This window comes from Pseudomonas sp. MDT2-39-1 (assembly GCF_054898085.1).
Map to the genome: position 1 here is coordinate 5,599,664 of NZ_CM142716.1, position 13,748 is coordinate 5,613,411.

At 58.0% G+C, this 13,748-nt stretch carries 13 protein-coding genes; 9 read left to right on the forward strand and 4 right to left on the reverse strand.

Annotated features, from left to right (window positions below):
- Positions 1-70 precede the first annotated feature (70 nt).
- Together ACYZTM_RS26025 and cysS are read left to right on the forward strand one after the other, a co-directional pair.
- The gene (locus ACYZTM_RS26025; RefSeq protein WP_461985394.1) at positions 71-1,768 is read left to right on the forward strand and encodes a glutamine--tRNA ligase/YqeY domain fusion protein; all 1,698 of its coding nucleotides are present in this window, start codon (positions 71-73) and stop codon (positions 1,766-1,768) included.
- Between the two features lie 15 nt (positions 1,769-1,783).
- The gene (gene cysS / locus ACYZTM_RS26030) at positions 1,784-3,166 is read left to right on the forward strand and encodes a cysteine--tRNA ligase (RefSeq protein WP_131062342.1); all 1,383 of its coding nucleotides are present in this window, start codon (positions 1,784-1,786) and stop codon (positions 3,164-3,166) included.
- A gap of 216 nt (positions 3,167-3,382) precedes the next feature.
- On the opposite strand, the gene ACYZTM_RS26035 is transcribed toward cysS, so the two are convergent.
- Positions 3,383-5,215 carry a sigma-54-dependent Fis family transcriptional regulator gene (locus ACYZTM_RS26035; RefSeq protein WP_131062343.1) on the reverse strand — a complete coding sequence of 611 codons (1,833 nt, stop codon included), beginning with the start codon at positions 5,213-5,215 and terminating at the stop codon, positions 3,383-3,385.
- Positions 5,216-5,583: 368 nt separating this feature from the next.
- On the opposite strand from ACYZTM_RS26035, the gene ACYZTM_RS26040 reads away from it, so the two are divergent.
- The 6 genes from ACYZTM_RS26040 to ACYZTM_RS26065 are packed head-to-tail and all read left to right on the forward strand — an operon-like array spanning position 5,584 to position 11,520.
- On the forward strand, positions 5,584-6,678 hold the full coding sequence (locus ACYZTM_RS26040) for an ABC transporter ATP-binding protein (RefSeq protein WP_461974922.1): 1,095 nt from the start codon (positions 5,584-5,586) through the stop codon (positions 6,676-6,678).
- The gene (locus ACYZTM_RS26045; protein WP_131062345.1) at positions 6,678-7,775 is read left to right on the forward strand and encodes an ABC transporter ATP-binding protein; all 1,098 of its coding nucleotides are present in this window, start codon (positions 6,678-6,680) and stop codon (positions 7,773-7,775) included. Before ACYZTM_RS26040 ends, ACYZTM_RS26045 begins: the two co-directional genes overlap by 1 nt.
- The gene (locus tag ACYZTM_RS26050) at positions 7,772-8,638 is read left to right on the forward strand and encodes a carbohydrate ABC transporter permease (RefSeq protein ID WP_131062346.1); all 867 of its coding nucleotides are present in this window, start codon (positions 7,772-7,774) and stop codon (positions 8,636-8,638) included. Before ACYZTM_RS26045 ends, ACYZTM_RS26050 begins: the two co-directional genes overlap by 4 nt.
- An 8-nt stretch (positions 8,639-8,646) precedes the next feature.
- Positions 8,647-9,447 (forward strand): carbohydrate ABC transporter permease, encoded by an 801-nt coding sequence (locus ACYZTM_RS26055; protein WP_131062347.1) that lies wholly within the window; start codon positions 8,647-8,649, stop codon positions 9,445-9,447.
- A 10-nt stretch (positions 9,448-9,457) separates the two neighbouring features.
- Complete coding sequence (locus ACYZTM_RS26060) at positions 9,458-9,730, forward strand: DUF2160 domain-containing protein (protein WP_109629387.1); 273 nt, start codon at positions 9,458-9,460, stop codon at positions 9,728-9,730.
- 47 nt (positions 9,731-9,777) lie between these two features.
- The gene (locus ACYZTM_RS26065) at positions 9,778-11,520 is read left to right on the forward strand and encodes an ABC transporter substrate-binding protein (protein ID WP_131062348.1); all 1,743 of its coding nucleotides are present in this window, start codon (positions 9,778-9,780) and stop codon (positions 11,518-11,520) included.
- A 173-nt stretch (positions 11,521-11,693) separates the two neighbouring features.
- Here ACYZTM_RS26065 and ACYZTM_RS26070 read toward each other — a convergent pair whose 3' ends face one another.
- Positions 11,694-12,008, reverse strand: coding sequence for a helix-turn-helix domain-containing protein (locus ACYZTM_RS26070; RefSeq protein ID WP_131062349.1), 315 nt, complete (start codon positions 12,006-12,008; stop codon positions 11,694-11,696).
- Positions 11,998-12,348, reverse strand: a complete 351-nt coding sequence (locus ACYZTM_RS26075; RefSeq protein ID WP_052967031.1) for a type II toxin-antitoxin system RelE/ParE family toxin — start codon at positions 12,346-12,348, stop codon at positions 11,998-12,000. The genes ACYZTM_RS26070 and ACYZTM_RS26075 overlap by 11 nt, the downstream gene beginning before the upstream one ends.
- 526 nt (positions 12,349-12,874) lie before the next feature.
- Here ACYZTM_RS26075 and ACYZTM_RS26080 point away from each other — a divergent pair.
- The gene (locus ACYZTM_RS26080; protein ID WP_131062352.1) at positions 12,875-13,243 is read left to right on the forward strand and encodes a DUF6124 family protein; all 369 of its coding nucleotides are present in this window, start codon (positions 12,875-12,877) and stop codon (positions 13,241-13,243) included.
- Positions 13,244-13,339: 96 nt separating this feature from the next.
- On the opposite strand, the gene ACYZTM_RS26085 is transcribed toward ACYZTM_RS26080, so the two are convergent.
- Positions 13,340-13,726 carry a hypothetical protein gene (locus tag ACYZTM_RS26085; RefSeq protein ID WP_461985398.1) on the reverse strand — a complete coding sequence of 129 codons (387 nt, stop codon included), beginning with the start codon at positions 13,724-13,726 and terminating at the stop codon, positions 13,340-13,342.
- Between the last annotated feature and the right edge of the window lie 22 nt (positions 13,727-13,748).

Genomic DNA, 13,748 nt, shown 5'->3' on the forward strand with positions numbered 1-13,748 from the left:
TAAGCCCCTTTGTTTTAACAGCCGCTTTGATTTGGCCAACTGGCCGCGCACTTGTACGTTCAAGGATCCTATGAGCAAGCCCACTGTCGACCCTACCTCGAATTCCAAGACCGGCCCTGCCGTGCCGGTCAATTTCCTGCGCCCGATCATCCAGGCGGACCTGGACTCGGGTAAGCACACGCAGATCGTCACCCGTTTCCCGCCTGAGCCCAACGGCTACCTGCACATCGGTCACGCCAAGTCGATCTGTGTGAACTTCGGCCTGGCCCAGGAGTTTGGCGGCGTCACGCACCTGCGTTTCGACGACACCAACCCTGCCAAGGAAGACCAGGAATACATCGACGCGATCGAAAGCGACGTCAAATGGCTGGGCTTCGAATGGTCCGGCGAAGTGCGCTATGCCTCGCAGTATTTTGACCAGTTGCACGACTGGGCCGTTGAATTGATCAAGGCCGGTAAGGCCTACGTCGACGACCTGAGCCCTGAGCAGGCCAAGGAATACCGTGGCAGCCTGACCGAGCCGGGCAAGAACAGCCCGTTCCGTGATCGCTCCGTGGAAGAGAACCTGGACTGGTTTGCCCGCATGAAGGCCGGTGAATTCAAGGATGGCGCACGCGTGTTGCGGGCGAAGATCGACATGGCCTCGCCGAACATGAACCTGCGCGACCCGATCATGTATCGCATCCGTCACGCTCACCACCACCAGACCGGCGACAAGTGGTGCATCTACCCGAACTACGACTTCACCCACGGTCAGTCGGACGCCATCGAAGGCATCACCCACTCGATCTGCACCCTGGAGTTCGAAAGCCACCGTCCGCTGTACGAATGGTTCCTCGAGAACCTGCCCGTGCCGGCGCAACCGCGTCAGTACGAGTTCAGCCGTCTGAACCTGAACTACACGATCACCAGCAAGCGCAAGCTCAAGCAACTGGTCGATGAAAAGCACGTTCTCGGTTGGGATGATCCGCGCATGTCCACGCTGTCCGGCTTCCGCCGCCGTGGCTACACGCCGAAATCGATCCGCAACTTCTGCGACATGATCGGCACTAACCGTTCCGACGGCGTGGTCGACTTCGGCATGCTCGAATTCAGCATCCGTGACGACCTCGACCACAGCGCCCCGCGTGCCATGTGCGTGCTGCGTCCGCTGAAAGTTGTGATCACCAACTACCCGGAAGGCCAGGTCGAGAACCTCGAACTGCCATGCCACCCGAAAGAAGACATGGGCGTGCGCGTTCTGCCGTTCGCCCGTGAGCTCTACATCGACCGTGAAGACTTCATGGAAGAGCCGCCAAAAGGCTACAAACGCCTGGAGCCGAATGGCGAAGTGCGCCTGCGCGGCAGTTATGTGATCCGTGCCGACGAAGCGATCAAGGACGCCGATGGCAACATCGTCGAACTGCGTTGCTCCTACGATCCGGAAACACTCGGCAAGAACCCTGAAGGCCGCAAGGTCAAAGGCGTCGTGCACTGGGTGCCGGCCGCTGCCAGCGTCGAGTGCGAAGTGCGTCTGTACGATCGCCTGTTCCGTTCGGCCAACCCTGAGAAGGCCGAAGACAGCGCCAGTTTCCTGGACAATATCAACCCTGATTCGCTGCAAGTGCTCACCGGTTGTCGTGCTGAACCCTCGCTGGGCAATGCACAGCCGGAAGACCGTTTCCAGTTCGAGCGCGAAGGTTACTTCTGCGCGGATATCAAGGACTCGAAACCAGGTGTTCCGGTATTCAACCGTACCGTGACCTTGCGTGATTCGTGGGGCCAGTGATTCAAGGAACCTAACGTGCTTTCTATCTACAACACGCTCACCAAGAGCAAAGAAGTCTTCAAACCCTTGGATGGCAACAAGGTGCGCATGTACGTCTGCGGGATGACCGTGTACGACTATTGCCACCTGGGCCATGGCCGCAGCATGGTCGCGTTCGACCTGGTGACCCGCTGGTTGCGGTTCAGCGGCTACGACCTGACTTACGTGCGCAACATCACCGACATCGACGACAAGATCATCAATCGGGCCAACGAGAACGGCGAGTCGTTCGAAGCCTTGACCGAGCGCATGATCGCGGCGATGCACGAAGACGAAGCGCGCCTGAACATCAAGAAGCCGGACATGGAACCGCGCGCCACCGGGTATATTCCCGGCATGCACGCGATGATCCAGACCCTGATCGACAAGGGTTACGCCTACGCCCCGGGCAATGGCGACGTCTACTACCGCGTCGCCAAGTTCATGGGCTACGGCAAGCTGTCGCGCAAGAAGATCGAAGACCTGCGCATCGGCGCGCGGATCGAAGTCGACGAATCCAAGCAGGATCCGCTGGACTTCGTGCTGTGGAAGGGCGCCAAGCCGGGCGAGCCGAGCTGGCCTTCGCCTTGGGGCGACGGTCGTCCGGGCTGGCACATCGAGTGCTCGGTGATGTCCACCTGCTGCCTGGGCGAGACCTTCGATATTCATGGTGGCGGCAGCGACCTCGAGTTCCCGCACCATGAAAACGAAATCGCCCAGAGCGAAGCGGCCACCGGCAAGACCTACGCCAACGCGTGGATGCATTGCGGCATGATTCGCATCAATGGCGAGAAGATGTCCAAGTCCTTGAACAACTTCTTCACCATTCGCGACGTGCTGGAAAAGTACCACCCGGAAGTCGTGCGTTACCTGCTGGTGTCGAGCCATTACCGCAGCGCGATCAACTATTCGGAAGACAACCTCAAGGACGCCAAAGGCGCACTCGAGCGTTTCTACCACGCGCTGAAAGGCCTGCCGAAGGTGGCGCCGGCCGGTGGCGAAGCGTTCGTCGAGCGTTTCACCCAGGTGATGAACGACGACTTCGGTACGCCGGAAGCCTGCGCGGTGCTGTTCGAGATGGTTCGCGAGATCAACCGTCTGCGCGAGACTGATCTCGATGCGGCGGCGGGTCTGGCGGCTCGCTTGAAGGAACTGGCCAGTGTGCTGGGCGTGTTGCAGCTTGAGGCGGATGACTTCTTGCAGGCCGGCGCTGAAGGGCGGGTTGATGCGGCTGAGGTTGATGCGCTGATTGCTGCGCGTCTGGCGGCTCGTGCCGGTAAAGACTGGGCTGAGTCCGACCGTATCCGCGACCAGCTGACCGCGATGGGCGTGGTGCTGGAAGACGGGAAGGGTGGTACGACCTGGCGATTGGCTGACTGATTGCTGTGTTTGCTGCAAAACAAAACCCGCCTTGTGCGGGTTTTTGTTTTTGGGCAGCTGCAAGTCTGGTGGCGCCTAGACTGGCGCCTCGCGAGCAGGCTCGCTCCTACATTGGGTCTTCGCCAGGTTTGAGTTCTGTGCTCGACACCATTCCCCTGTAGGAGCGAGCCTGCTCGCGATGGTCTCAAGCCGAACACCGACGGTGCGGTTCACCTGTCACTCAGCCTGGCGCAATCGCTTGTAAAGGGTATTGCGACTAACCCCAAGCCTGCGGGCCAGGTGCGAGATATTTCCCCCAGCCGCCTGCAACTGCCGATTCAAATCCTCCACATCATTCAAATCTACCGCCAGTGGCTCTGGCGAATCCACCGGCTCCATCTCCAAGTCCACAAAAAAATCATCCGGCAAGTGCTCCGGCCGCACCGGTTGTTCCTCGGCCATGGCCAGTGCCACCTGCATCACGCTGCTGACCTGTCTTAAATTCCCCGGCCACGGGTGGCGGCCGAACAACTCCAATACCTCCCGACTTAACCCGGCCCACTGCGATGGCTCGCGATGCTGTTCCCACAGGCGCTCGAACAGCGCCTGTTTGTCGCTGCGTTCCCTGAGCGGCGGCAATTCCAGGGTCAAGCCACCGATCCGGTAATAAAGATCCTCGCGAAACCGGCCCAACTGTACTTGCTCACGCAACGAGCGGTTGGTCGCCGAGATGATGCGAATGTCCACCGGGAACAACTCGCTACTGCCCACCGGTTGCACGCAACGTTCCTGCAACACCCGCAGCAACCGCGCTTGGGTCGGCAACGGCATATCACCTATTTCATCAAGGAACAGGGTGCCTTTGTCCGCCTTGCGGATCAGCCCGATGCTGCCTTTCTGGTTGGCGCCGGTGAACGCGCCTTTCTCGTAGCCAAACAGCTCGGACTCCACCAGTTCGGCGGGGATCGCTGCACAGTTGACGGCGATGAATGACTGTTTGCTCCGGGAACTGGCCTGATGCAAGGCTTTGACGAAGACTTCCTTGCCAACCCCGGTTTCCCCGTGGATCAACAGCGGAATGTCTTTTTCCAACAAACGTTCGGCCTGGCGTACGGCTTTTTCCACGCGACTGTCGCCGAAATGCAGGGTGTTGAGGCTGATCGCAGTGGGGGCGATAACCGCTGGTTCCGCAAAGACTCGGGCCTGAATCGGCACCTGTTTCGGCCGTTTCAACAGGCATTGAAAGCGGTTGCGTCCAGAGGCTTGAAGGGCGAACGGCAGGTCATCCGGCTGGTTCAGCAGTTCCAGCAACGAGACCTTGAACAGGCTCTCGACACTGATACGCGACAGGCTGATACCCAACAAATTATCGGCCCGGCGATTAGCCGACAGCACCTGACCGGTTTCATCGAAGATCAGCAAACCGGCCCATTGGCTGTCGAGGTTGTTCAGTCCGGTGTTGAAGGTCAGTTGGAAATGCTGGCCGTGAAAGAGGTTGAGGATCAGCCGGTTTTCCACGGTCTGGCTCATCATCTTGACCATGCCGAGGGTGTGGGACGGCGGCAGGTAGCTGTCGCTGGACACGTCCAGCACCGCGATCACCTTGCGCTCGGCATCGAATATCGGCGCGGCAGAACCGGTCATGAAGCGGTTGGCCTTGAGGAAATGTTCATCGTGCTCGATGTGCACCGCTTGCTCGCAGGCCAGCGCGGTGCCAATGGCGTTAGTGCCGCTGCAACGCTCCATCCAGCTGGCGCCAGCGCTGAAACCGCGGGTCAGACTCGGTTCGATGAAACGCTGGGTACCCCAGGACGTCAGCACCTGGCCCTGATTGTCGGCCAGCATGATCAGGCAGTTGGAATTGCTCAGGATGTTTTCGTAATACGGCAGGACTTCCTGATGCGTGGTTTGCACCAGGGAATGCTGGCTCTCCAGCAACTGGGCGATGCCCTCGGCCGGCAACTGATCGAACGCTGGTGCGCTTTGATGATTGAGGCCGAACGCTCGGCAGCGGGACCAGGAGTCCTGGATGATGGCGTCGTGGGAGAGCGGCGAGGCGGGTACGGCCATGGCAGTCGATCTCTGAGCAAGCTTTTATTGTTTTTATGGGTTTTGCATCTCGTTCAAACGCCAGATAACTGTAGGAGCCAGGCTTGCCGGCGAAGGCGTCCTTGAAATTGCCTTCGCCGGCAAGCCTGGCTCCTACAGGGGCAATGTGCGGCTGAAAAGTGTTTATAGAGTGTTGTTCACTATTGTTCATTGTCAACGGCTGGATTGTTCAATTGTTCAGTCGCGGTTGTTCATTTCTGTTCAGCAACGAACCCGGTTTTTCATTTGATTGAAGGATTTTCAAACCAGATCAACAGCTTGCAATTTCTGGCATGAAACTCGCTCTACTGCTCCGGTCGCTTGACTCCAAATAATAAAAAGGCCGAGCCATGTCATTAACCCTGGAGCACGTCAGCCGTACCGTCGAGGGCCAGACCTGGATCGACGATGCGTGCCTTAGTTTTGAACCCGGATCCTTCAACGTTTTGCTCGGGCGCACGCTGTCCGGCAAAACCAGTCTCATGCGCCTGATGGCCGGCCTGGACAAGCCCGACAGCGGCCGCATCCTGATGAACGGCGTCGACGTCACGCAGCGCCCGGTACGTCTGCGCAATGTGTCGATGGTCTATCAGCAGTTCATCAATTACCCGACCATGACCGTGTTCGAGAACATCGCCTCGCCCTTGCGCCAGGGCGGTGTCTCCAATGAGCTGATCCAGAGCAAAGTGCTGGAAACCGCCAAGATGCTGCGCATCGAGAAATTCCTCCAGCGCTATCCGCTGGAACTCTCGGGCGGCCAGCAACAGCGCACCGCGATGGCCCGGGCGTTGGTCAAGGATGCCGAGCTGATCCTGTTCGATGAGCCGCTGGTGAACCTCGACTACAAGTTGCGCGAAGAACTGCGTCAGGAAATGCGCGAGCTTTTCAAGGCCCGGCACACGATTGCGATTTACGCCACCACCGAACCCAATGAAGCGCTGGCCTTGGGCGGCACCACCACCATTCTTCACGAAGGCCGAGTGGTCCAGAGCGGCAAGTCCTCCGAGGTCTATCACCAGCCGCAAACGGTGCTGGCGGCGGAGCTGTTCTCCGAGCCGCCGATCAACCTGATGCCGGGCCGTATCGCCGGCAACGAAGTGAGCTTCGCCAATTTCGTGCATTTTCCGTTGAATGTGGACCTGCGGCCTGTAGGCGAGGGCGAGTTCCGCTTCGGCGTGCGCCCGAGCCATATCTCCCTGGTGCCGAGCAACGACGATGACCTCGAACTCGCCGTGACTGTCGAGGTGGCCGAGATCAGCGGTTCGGAAACTTTCCTGCACGTGCGCAACGAGCATTTCCTGTTGGTACTGCACTTGCCCGGGGTCCACGAATACGACGTCGATGCGCCGATTCGCATCTATATCCCGACCCATAAACTGTTTGTGTTCGATGCGCAGGGGCGGCTGGTCCAGGCGCCCGGTCGCCGCATCGCGAGGGTTGCCTGATGGCCGAAATCCGTTTGCAGAACCTCGCCCACAGCTACACCAGCACGCCCACCGGCCCCGAGGATTACGCGATCCGCGAAATGGACCACGTCTGGGAGCAGGGCGGTGCTTATGCCTTGCTCGGGCCTTCGGGCTGCGGTAAGTCGACGTTGCTCAACATCATTTCCGGGTTACTCAGCCCGTCCCAGGGCCATGTCCTGTTCGATGGCAAAGCGGTCAACGACCTGACTCCCGAGAAGCGCAACATCGCTCAGGTTTTCCAGTTTCCGGTGGTCTACGACACCATGACGGTGTTCGACAACCTGGCCTTCCCGCTGCGCAATCAGGGCATGGCCGAGGCGACAATTCACAGCAAGGTGCAGGAAATCGCCGAGGTCCTCGACCTTCAGGCGCTGCTGAGCAAAAAGGCGCGCAACCTCACCGCCGACGAAAAACAGAAAGTCTCCATGGGCCGTGGGCTGGTGCGCGACGACGTCTCGGCGATCCTGTTTGATGAACCGCTGACCGTGATCGACCCGCACCTGAAGTGGAAACTGCGGCGCAAGCTCAAGCAGATCCACGAGCAGTTCAACATCACCATGGTCTACGTCACCCACGATCAGCTCGAAGCCTCGACCTTCGCCGACAAAATTGCGGTGATGTACGGCGGGCAGATCGTGCAATTCGGCACCCCGCGCGAGTTGTTCGAGCGTCCGACCCACACCTTTGTCGGCTATTTCATTGGCAGTCCGGGGATGAACCTGATCGAGGTGCAGCCACAACCGGGCGGCGTAGGGTTTGCGTCGACGCTTCTGCCTTTGTCTGACGCGCAACAGAAACGCATCGCCGAGTCGCAATGGAAAACCCTGAAGGTCGGCATCCGTCCCGAGTTCGTGCATGTGTGGGACGAGCCGCTCGATGACGCGATGCAGGCACACGTCATACACGTCGAGGACCTCGGCACCTACAAGATCATGACCCTGAACCTTGATGGCGCCCCGCTGAAAGTGCGCCTGGCCGAAGACAAGCCAGTGCCTGAGGGAATCGCCTACATCAACTTCCCGGCACAGTGGTTGATGGTCTATGCCGACGATTACCTGCTGGAGACGCAGCCATGAACAAGGTGCAGAACAACAAGGCCTGGTGGCTGGTCCTGCCGGTGTTTCTGCTGGTGGCGTTCAGTGCGGTGATCCCGATGATGACCGTGGTCAATTACTCGGTGCAGGACATCTTCGACCAGTCCAGCCGCTACTTCGTCGGCGCCGACTGGTACAAGCAGGTGCTGCTTGATCCCCGCCTGCACGACTCGCTGCTGCGGCAATTCATCTATTCCGCCTGCGTCTTGCTGATCGAAATCCCGCTGGGCATCGGCATCGCCCTGACCATGCCGACCAAGGGCCGCTGGTCGTCGCTGGTGCTGATTATCCTGGCGATTCCGCTGCTGATCCCGTGGAACGTGGTCGGGACCATTTGGCAGATCTTCGGTCGGGCCGACATCGGCCTGCTGGGTTCGAGCCTCAACGCGATGGGCATCAGCTATAACTATGCGGCAAACACCATGGATGCCTGGGTCACGGTGCTGGTGATGGACGTCTGGCACTGGACGTCGTTGGTGGCGCTGTTGTGTTTCTCCGGGTTGCGGGCGATTCCGGACGTCTATTACCAGGCGGCACGGATTGATCGCGCGTCGGCCTGGGCGGTTTTCCGACATATCCAGTTGCCCAAGCTCAAGAGCGTGTTGCTGATCGCGGTGATGTTGCGGTTCATGGACAGTTTCATGATCTACACCGAGCCGTTCGTGCTGACCGGTGGCGGTCCGGGTAATGCCACGACCTTCCTCAGTCAGACCCTGACGCAGATGGCGATCGGGCAGTTCGACCTCGGCCCCGCGGCGGCTTTCTCGCTGGTGTACTTCCTGATCATCCTGTTGGTGTCCTGGCTGTTCTACACCGCCATGACTCACTCTGACGCCAACCGCTGAGGCCCATCATGAGCAAGAGAAAGCTGATTCCACTGCTGATCTACATCCTGTTCCTGCTGGTGCCGATCTACTGGCTGCTGAACATGTCCTTCAAAAGCAACACCGAAATTCTCAGCGGCCTGACGTTGTTTCCGCAGGATTTCACCTTCGCCAATTACAAAGTGATCTTCACCGATCCGGCCTGGTACACCGGTTACCTCAACTCGCTGTATTACGTGAGCCTGAACACGATCATTTCCCTGAGCGTGGCGTTGCCAGCGGCTTATGCGTTCTCGCGTTACCGCTTTCTCGGTGACAAGCACCTGTTTTTCTGGCTGCTGACCAACCGCATGGCGCCGCCGGCAGTGTTTTTGCTGCCGTTCTTCCAGCTGTATTCCTCGATTGGTCTGTTCGACACCCACATTGCGGTGGCGCTGGCTCATTGCCTGTTTAACGTGCCGTTGGCGGTGTGGATTCTGGAAGGGTTCATGTCTGGCGTTCCGAAGGAAATCGACGAAACCGCCTACATTGACGGCTACAGTTTCCCCAAGTTCTTCGTGAAGATTTTCGTTCCGCTGATTGGCTCCGGGATCGGTGTGACGGCATTTTTCTGCTTCATGTTTTCCTGGGTCGAACTGCTGCTGGCGCGAACGTTGACATCGGTGAACGCCAAACCCATCGCGGCGGTGATGACCCGAACAGTCTCGGCGTCTGGCATCGACTGGGGCGTGCTGGCGGCAGCGGGGGTGTTGACTATCCTGCCAGGCATGCTGGTGATCTGGTTTGTTCGCAACCACGTGGCCAAGGGCTTTGCCCTGGGCCGGGTCTGAGGAGCTGATGATGGAATGGATGAGCTGGACTGTCCCCACGGCGGCGTTTTTCATCGCCATTGGCCTGATTCTGGCGGGCATGACGACCTGGGAATTACGTTCGCCGAGTGTCCCTCGGCGTGGTTTTCTGCCGATTGCCACCACCCGTGGCGATCGGCTGTTTATCGGTCTTCTCGGCAGCGCCTACCTGCATTTGCTGGTAATCGGCGTCACCGACTGGAGCATCTGGGTTGCGTTCGCGTTGTCCTTGGTGTGGCTGTTGGCTGTGATGCGTTGGGGCTAGTCGAATCGCTCGGCAATGTTGCTCCGAAACTCAAACAGGAGGTCTCTATGTTCGACAAAAACAATAAGCTGCGACATAGCGTTTCATTGGCAGCCATGCTGGCACTCAGCGGGTTGAGCGCTGCGGCCTGGGCCGATGCCTATGAAGACGCCGCCAAGAAATGGATTGGCAGCGAGTTCAAACCGTCCACCCTCACGCCAGAGCAGCAGCTCGAGGAGCTGAAGTGGTTCATCAAGGCCGCCGAGCCGTTTCGCGGGATGAGCATCAAGGTGGTTTCGGAAACCATCGCGACCCACGAATATGAATCCAAAACGCTGGCCAAGGCCTTCACCGAAATCACCGGGATCAAGCTGACCCACGACCTGCTGCAGGAAGGCGACGTGGTGGAAAAGCTGCAAACCCAGATGCAATCGGACAAAAACATCTATGACGGCTGGGTCAACGACTCGGACCTGATCGGTACGCACTTTCGTTATGGCAAGACCGAATCGATCACCGACCTGATGGCTAACGAAGGCAAGGCTTACACCTCGCCGACGCTGGACATTAAAGACTTCATTGGCATCTCGTTCACTACCGCGCCGGACGGCAAGATCTATCAGTTGCCCGACCAGCAGTTCGCCAACCTCTACTGGTTCCGCGCCGACTGGTTTGAACGCGCGGACCTGAAAGCCAAGTTCAAGGAAAAGTACGGCTACGAGTTGGGCGTACCGGTGAACTGGTCGGCCTATGAAGACATCGCCAAGTTCTTCAGCGAAGACGTCAAGGAAATCGACGGCAAACGCGTTTACGGGCACATGGACTACGGCAAGAAAGACCCGTCTCTAGGCTGGCGCTTCACAGATGCCTGGTTCTCCATGGCCGGAGCCGGCGACAAAGGCATCCCCAACGGTTTGCCGGTGGACGAGTGGGGCATCCGCGTCGAGGACTGCCACCCGGTCGGTTCCAGCGTGACCCGCGGCGGCGACACCAACGGTCCGGCGGCGGTGTATGCGACCACCAAATACGTTGACTGGATGAAAAAATATGCGCCACCGGAAGCGGCGGGCATGACCTTCTCCGAGTCTGGCCCGGTACCGTCCCAGGGCAACATCGCCCAGCAGATCTTCTGGTACACCGCGTTTACCGCCGACATGACCAAACCGGGCTTGCCGGTGATGAATACCGACGGTACGCCGAAATGGCGGATGGCGCCGTCGCCAAAAGGCCCGTACTGGGAAGAGGGGATGAAGCTCGGTTATCAGGACGCCGGTTCCTGGACCTTCCTCAAATCCACGCCCGAGAAGCAAAAACTGGCGGCCTGGCTGTACGCGCAGTTCGTGACCTCGAAAACCGTGTCGCTGAAGAAAACCATCGTCGGCCTGACCCCGATCCGCGAGTCGGACATCAACTCGCAAGCCATGACCGACCTGGCGCCGAAACTCGGTGGGCTGGTGGAGTTCTACCGCAGCCCGGCCCGCGTGCAATGGACCCCGACCGGGACCAACGTGCCGGACTATCCGCGCTTGGCGCAACTGTGGTGGAGCCACATCGCCGAAGCGGCCAGTGGAGAGAAAACGCCACAACAGGCACTGGATGGTCTGGCCAAGGATCAGGATGCGATCATGACCCGTCTGGAACGCTCCAAGGTACAACCGACCTGCGGGCCGAAAATGAATCCGGAGCGGGATGCGCAGTACTGGTTCGATCAGCCGGGTGCGCCGAAAGCAAAACTGGCGAACGAGAAGCCTAAAGGCGAAACCGTGAGCTATGCCGAACTGCTTAAATCGTGGGAGGCGGCGCGTAAGTAATCGCGGGTTTGTGTGAGGCAAACGGCACCGAAAGGTGCCGTTCTTATTTGTGCCGGTCTCTATAGATGAAGATCAAAAGATCGCAGCCTTCGGCAGCTCCTACAGGGAATACGAAATCTATGTAGGAGCTGCCGAAGGCTGCGATCTTTTGATTCTGAAAAAACCACCTGAACCTAAGTCAACGCCGCCAGTTGTTGAACCGTCTCCGGAAAGCGCTCAACCAGCCGGATAAGCGTTGTCGCCTGGGCATTAGGTTTCGCCCGTCCTTGCTCCCAGTTCTCCAGCGTCCGGGTGTTGGTGCGCAAGTACATCGCAAACACCGGCCGGGAGAGATTCAGTTGCTGGCGGATGCCAATCACTTCCTCTGCCGTAATCGGAGCCAGTTTGGCCAGTTTTACTTTGTGCGTGCGTAGAGTGACTTTACCTTGGCGCTCATCGGCCAAGGCTTCAAAACCCTCTACCAGCTCGGAAAAAATGTCACGTTTCATCGCTCGTTCTCGCTTTGATTTCTCGATAAAGCATTTCTTTAAGCAGTTTTTTCTGTTGTGGCGTCAAATCGTCCTGCTCGTTCTTGCCATACAAGGTAAAGAGCCAGAATTGGTCGAAACCGGACCACCAGTAATAAATCACCCTCAGCCCACCGCGCTTGCCCTTGTTTCGCCGCTCATCCACCACTCGAATTTTGCGCAGACCTCCGGTGCCTTCGACGACATCTCCCGCTTCCGGGTTTTGCAGCAACTCCTGCTGGAACCGGTGAAACAGATCATCATCCAGGTAGTCACTTCGATGCTTTTGAAATACGGGTAATTCGATAAAAAGAGCGTCCATGTTCTGTACGTTACCTGCGTATATTTCTATCACAAGAATCGAATAGGTCAAGGCTTCTGTGCCTGCCCAATTCGGTCAAGCCATTACGTTAAAGTCGAAGGCAGGATCGGGATGTAGGACGCGGCTGATTCACCCGCGAGGCGATTCTGGATATCGGGGAGGTTCAAAACGGTATCTACACAATGCGTATTTCAATTCGGAATGTTTAAAAGTTGAGTTGGAAATACAGAACCTTCCCACAATGTTTTCAGGTTGTCCGTCGGACGTCCGGTCTCTAGCCTGTGCACGTCGCTGCCAATTCAGCGACCGGGACTGGAAACCCCGATTAGTAACAGTGGCGCCAACACGCCTTTCATAACGTATCCTTGCGCACCTTGAATGTGTGCACTCCGTTATGGCGGCTGTGCGTGGGAGACCTTCGGGTCGACCGGGTCGCCGCTGCCCGGGTTTCCAACCTGCGTACAGCTGCCACCTCTTCGTCCGGAAACCGAATGGGGCAGCTCCAACTTTTCAGTGGAGTTTCACCATGAAAAAACCAACACCCAACCCTCCCGAAACAGAAGCCGACGCAACGTCCCCCGACGCCTCCATCGACACCCAAAAACGCCCCGACGCCGCCGAACGCGTGCTCGATGACTACCTCAATCCCGCTGCCGAAATCATGGCCACGCCCTACACCCCCAATCAGATGTTTTTCGCCAACTCCAAAACCGACACCGAATCCCTGCTGGCCAATGCCAGCGAGTCATTGTCCTCGGCTACGGTCATGCTCGGTGACTTCGCCGCGCTACTGGAGGGCACCCATCGCAAGACCCTGCTGGGCATTGCGCAAGTGGTGATGCTGGGAGAGTTGGCGGTGAATCAGGCGTTGGATAACGTTGAGCCGGCAGGGTAAGTCGCCACGACGGATCGCAAAGAGGCAAAAAACGCGGCTCTACGAAGTGCCGCATTTTTTTTTAGATAGGCCGAGAACATGTTTCCGAGGAGTCAACTAAACCAGACCTGCAAATTCGGCCCATCCATAGAGAGCCAGAATGCCGATCAGGAAGCATGCATTCATCCGGTAAGGGATCTCGATCCACCGTCGCAGATGTGCTGGGAGTTTCCTGACATCTTCAATCGCGCGAGGATCATCCAGCAAAAGTCGAGAGGGCCGCTTGCGCAGGATCGCAGTGATCAGAGTCAGTCTGTACCGACGCCCCCAAAAGCCGTCTCCTCTATTCCGGCGGTTACTTTGAACGAGGTGACAGTTTTTGAGATGGGACTCAATTTCTGCCAACTTGAAAAAAATGACGTACAACATCATCACGAAGTTGGACAGGAGCATTGTCATTAAAGCAATTGCGATGGCAGCGAACAAAAGTTTCATGTCAATCATGGGTATTTGCTTCGTAAAGAAT

Coding starts and splice junctions, on each gene's coding strand:
- ACYZTM_RS26025 (WP_461985394.1), top strand. CDS start 71: ATGAGCAAGCCCACTGTCGACCCTACCTCGAATTCCAAGACCGGCCCT.
- ACYZTM_RS26085 (WP_461985398.1), bottom strand. CDS start 13,726: ATGATTGACATGAAACTTTTGTTCGCTGCCATCGCAATTGCTTTAATG.
- ACYZTM_RS26035 (WP_131062343.1), bottom strand. CDS start 5,215: ATGGCCGTACCCGCCTCGCCGCTCTCCCACGACGCCATCATCCAGGAC.
- ACYZTM_RS26080 (WP_131062352.1), top strand. CDS start 12,875: ATGAAAAAACCAACACCCAACCCTCCCGAAACAGAAGCCGACGCAACG.
- ACYZTM_RS26040 (WP_461974922.1), top strand. CDS start 5,584: ATGTCATTAACCCTGGAGCACGTCAGCCGTACCGTCGAGGGCCAGACC.
- ACYZTM_RS26055 (WP_131062347.1), top strand. CDS start 8,647: ATGAGCAAGAGAAAGCTGATTCCACTGCTGATCTACATCCTGTTCCTG.
- ACYZTM_RS26045 (WP_131062345.1), top strand. CDS start 6,678: ATGGCCGAAATCCGTTTGCAGAACCTCGCCCACAGCTACACCAGCACG.
- ACYZTM_RS26070 (WP_131062349.1), bottom strand. CDS start 12,008: ATGAAACGTGACATTTTTTCCGAGCTGGTAGAGGGTTTTGAAGCCTTG.
- ACYZTM_RS26050 (WP_131062346.1), top strand. CDS start 7,772: ATGAACAAGGTGCAGAACAACAAGGCCTGGTGGCTGGTCCTGCCGGTG.
- ACYZTM_RS26060 (WP_109629387.1), top strand. CDS start 9,458: ATGGAATGGATGAGCTGGACTGTCCCCACGGCGGCGTTTTTCATCGCC.
- ACYZTM_RS26065 (WP_131062348.1), top strand. CDS start 9,778: ATGTTCGACAAAAACAATAAGCTGCGACATAGCGTTTCATTGGCAGCC.
- ACYZTM_RS26075 (WP_052967031.1), bottom strand. CDS start 12,348: ATGGACGCTCTTTTTATCGAATTACCCGTATTTCAAAAGCATCGAAGT.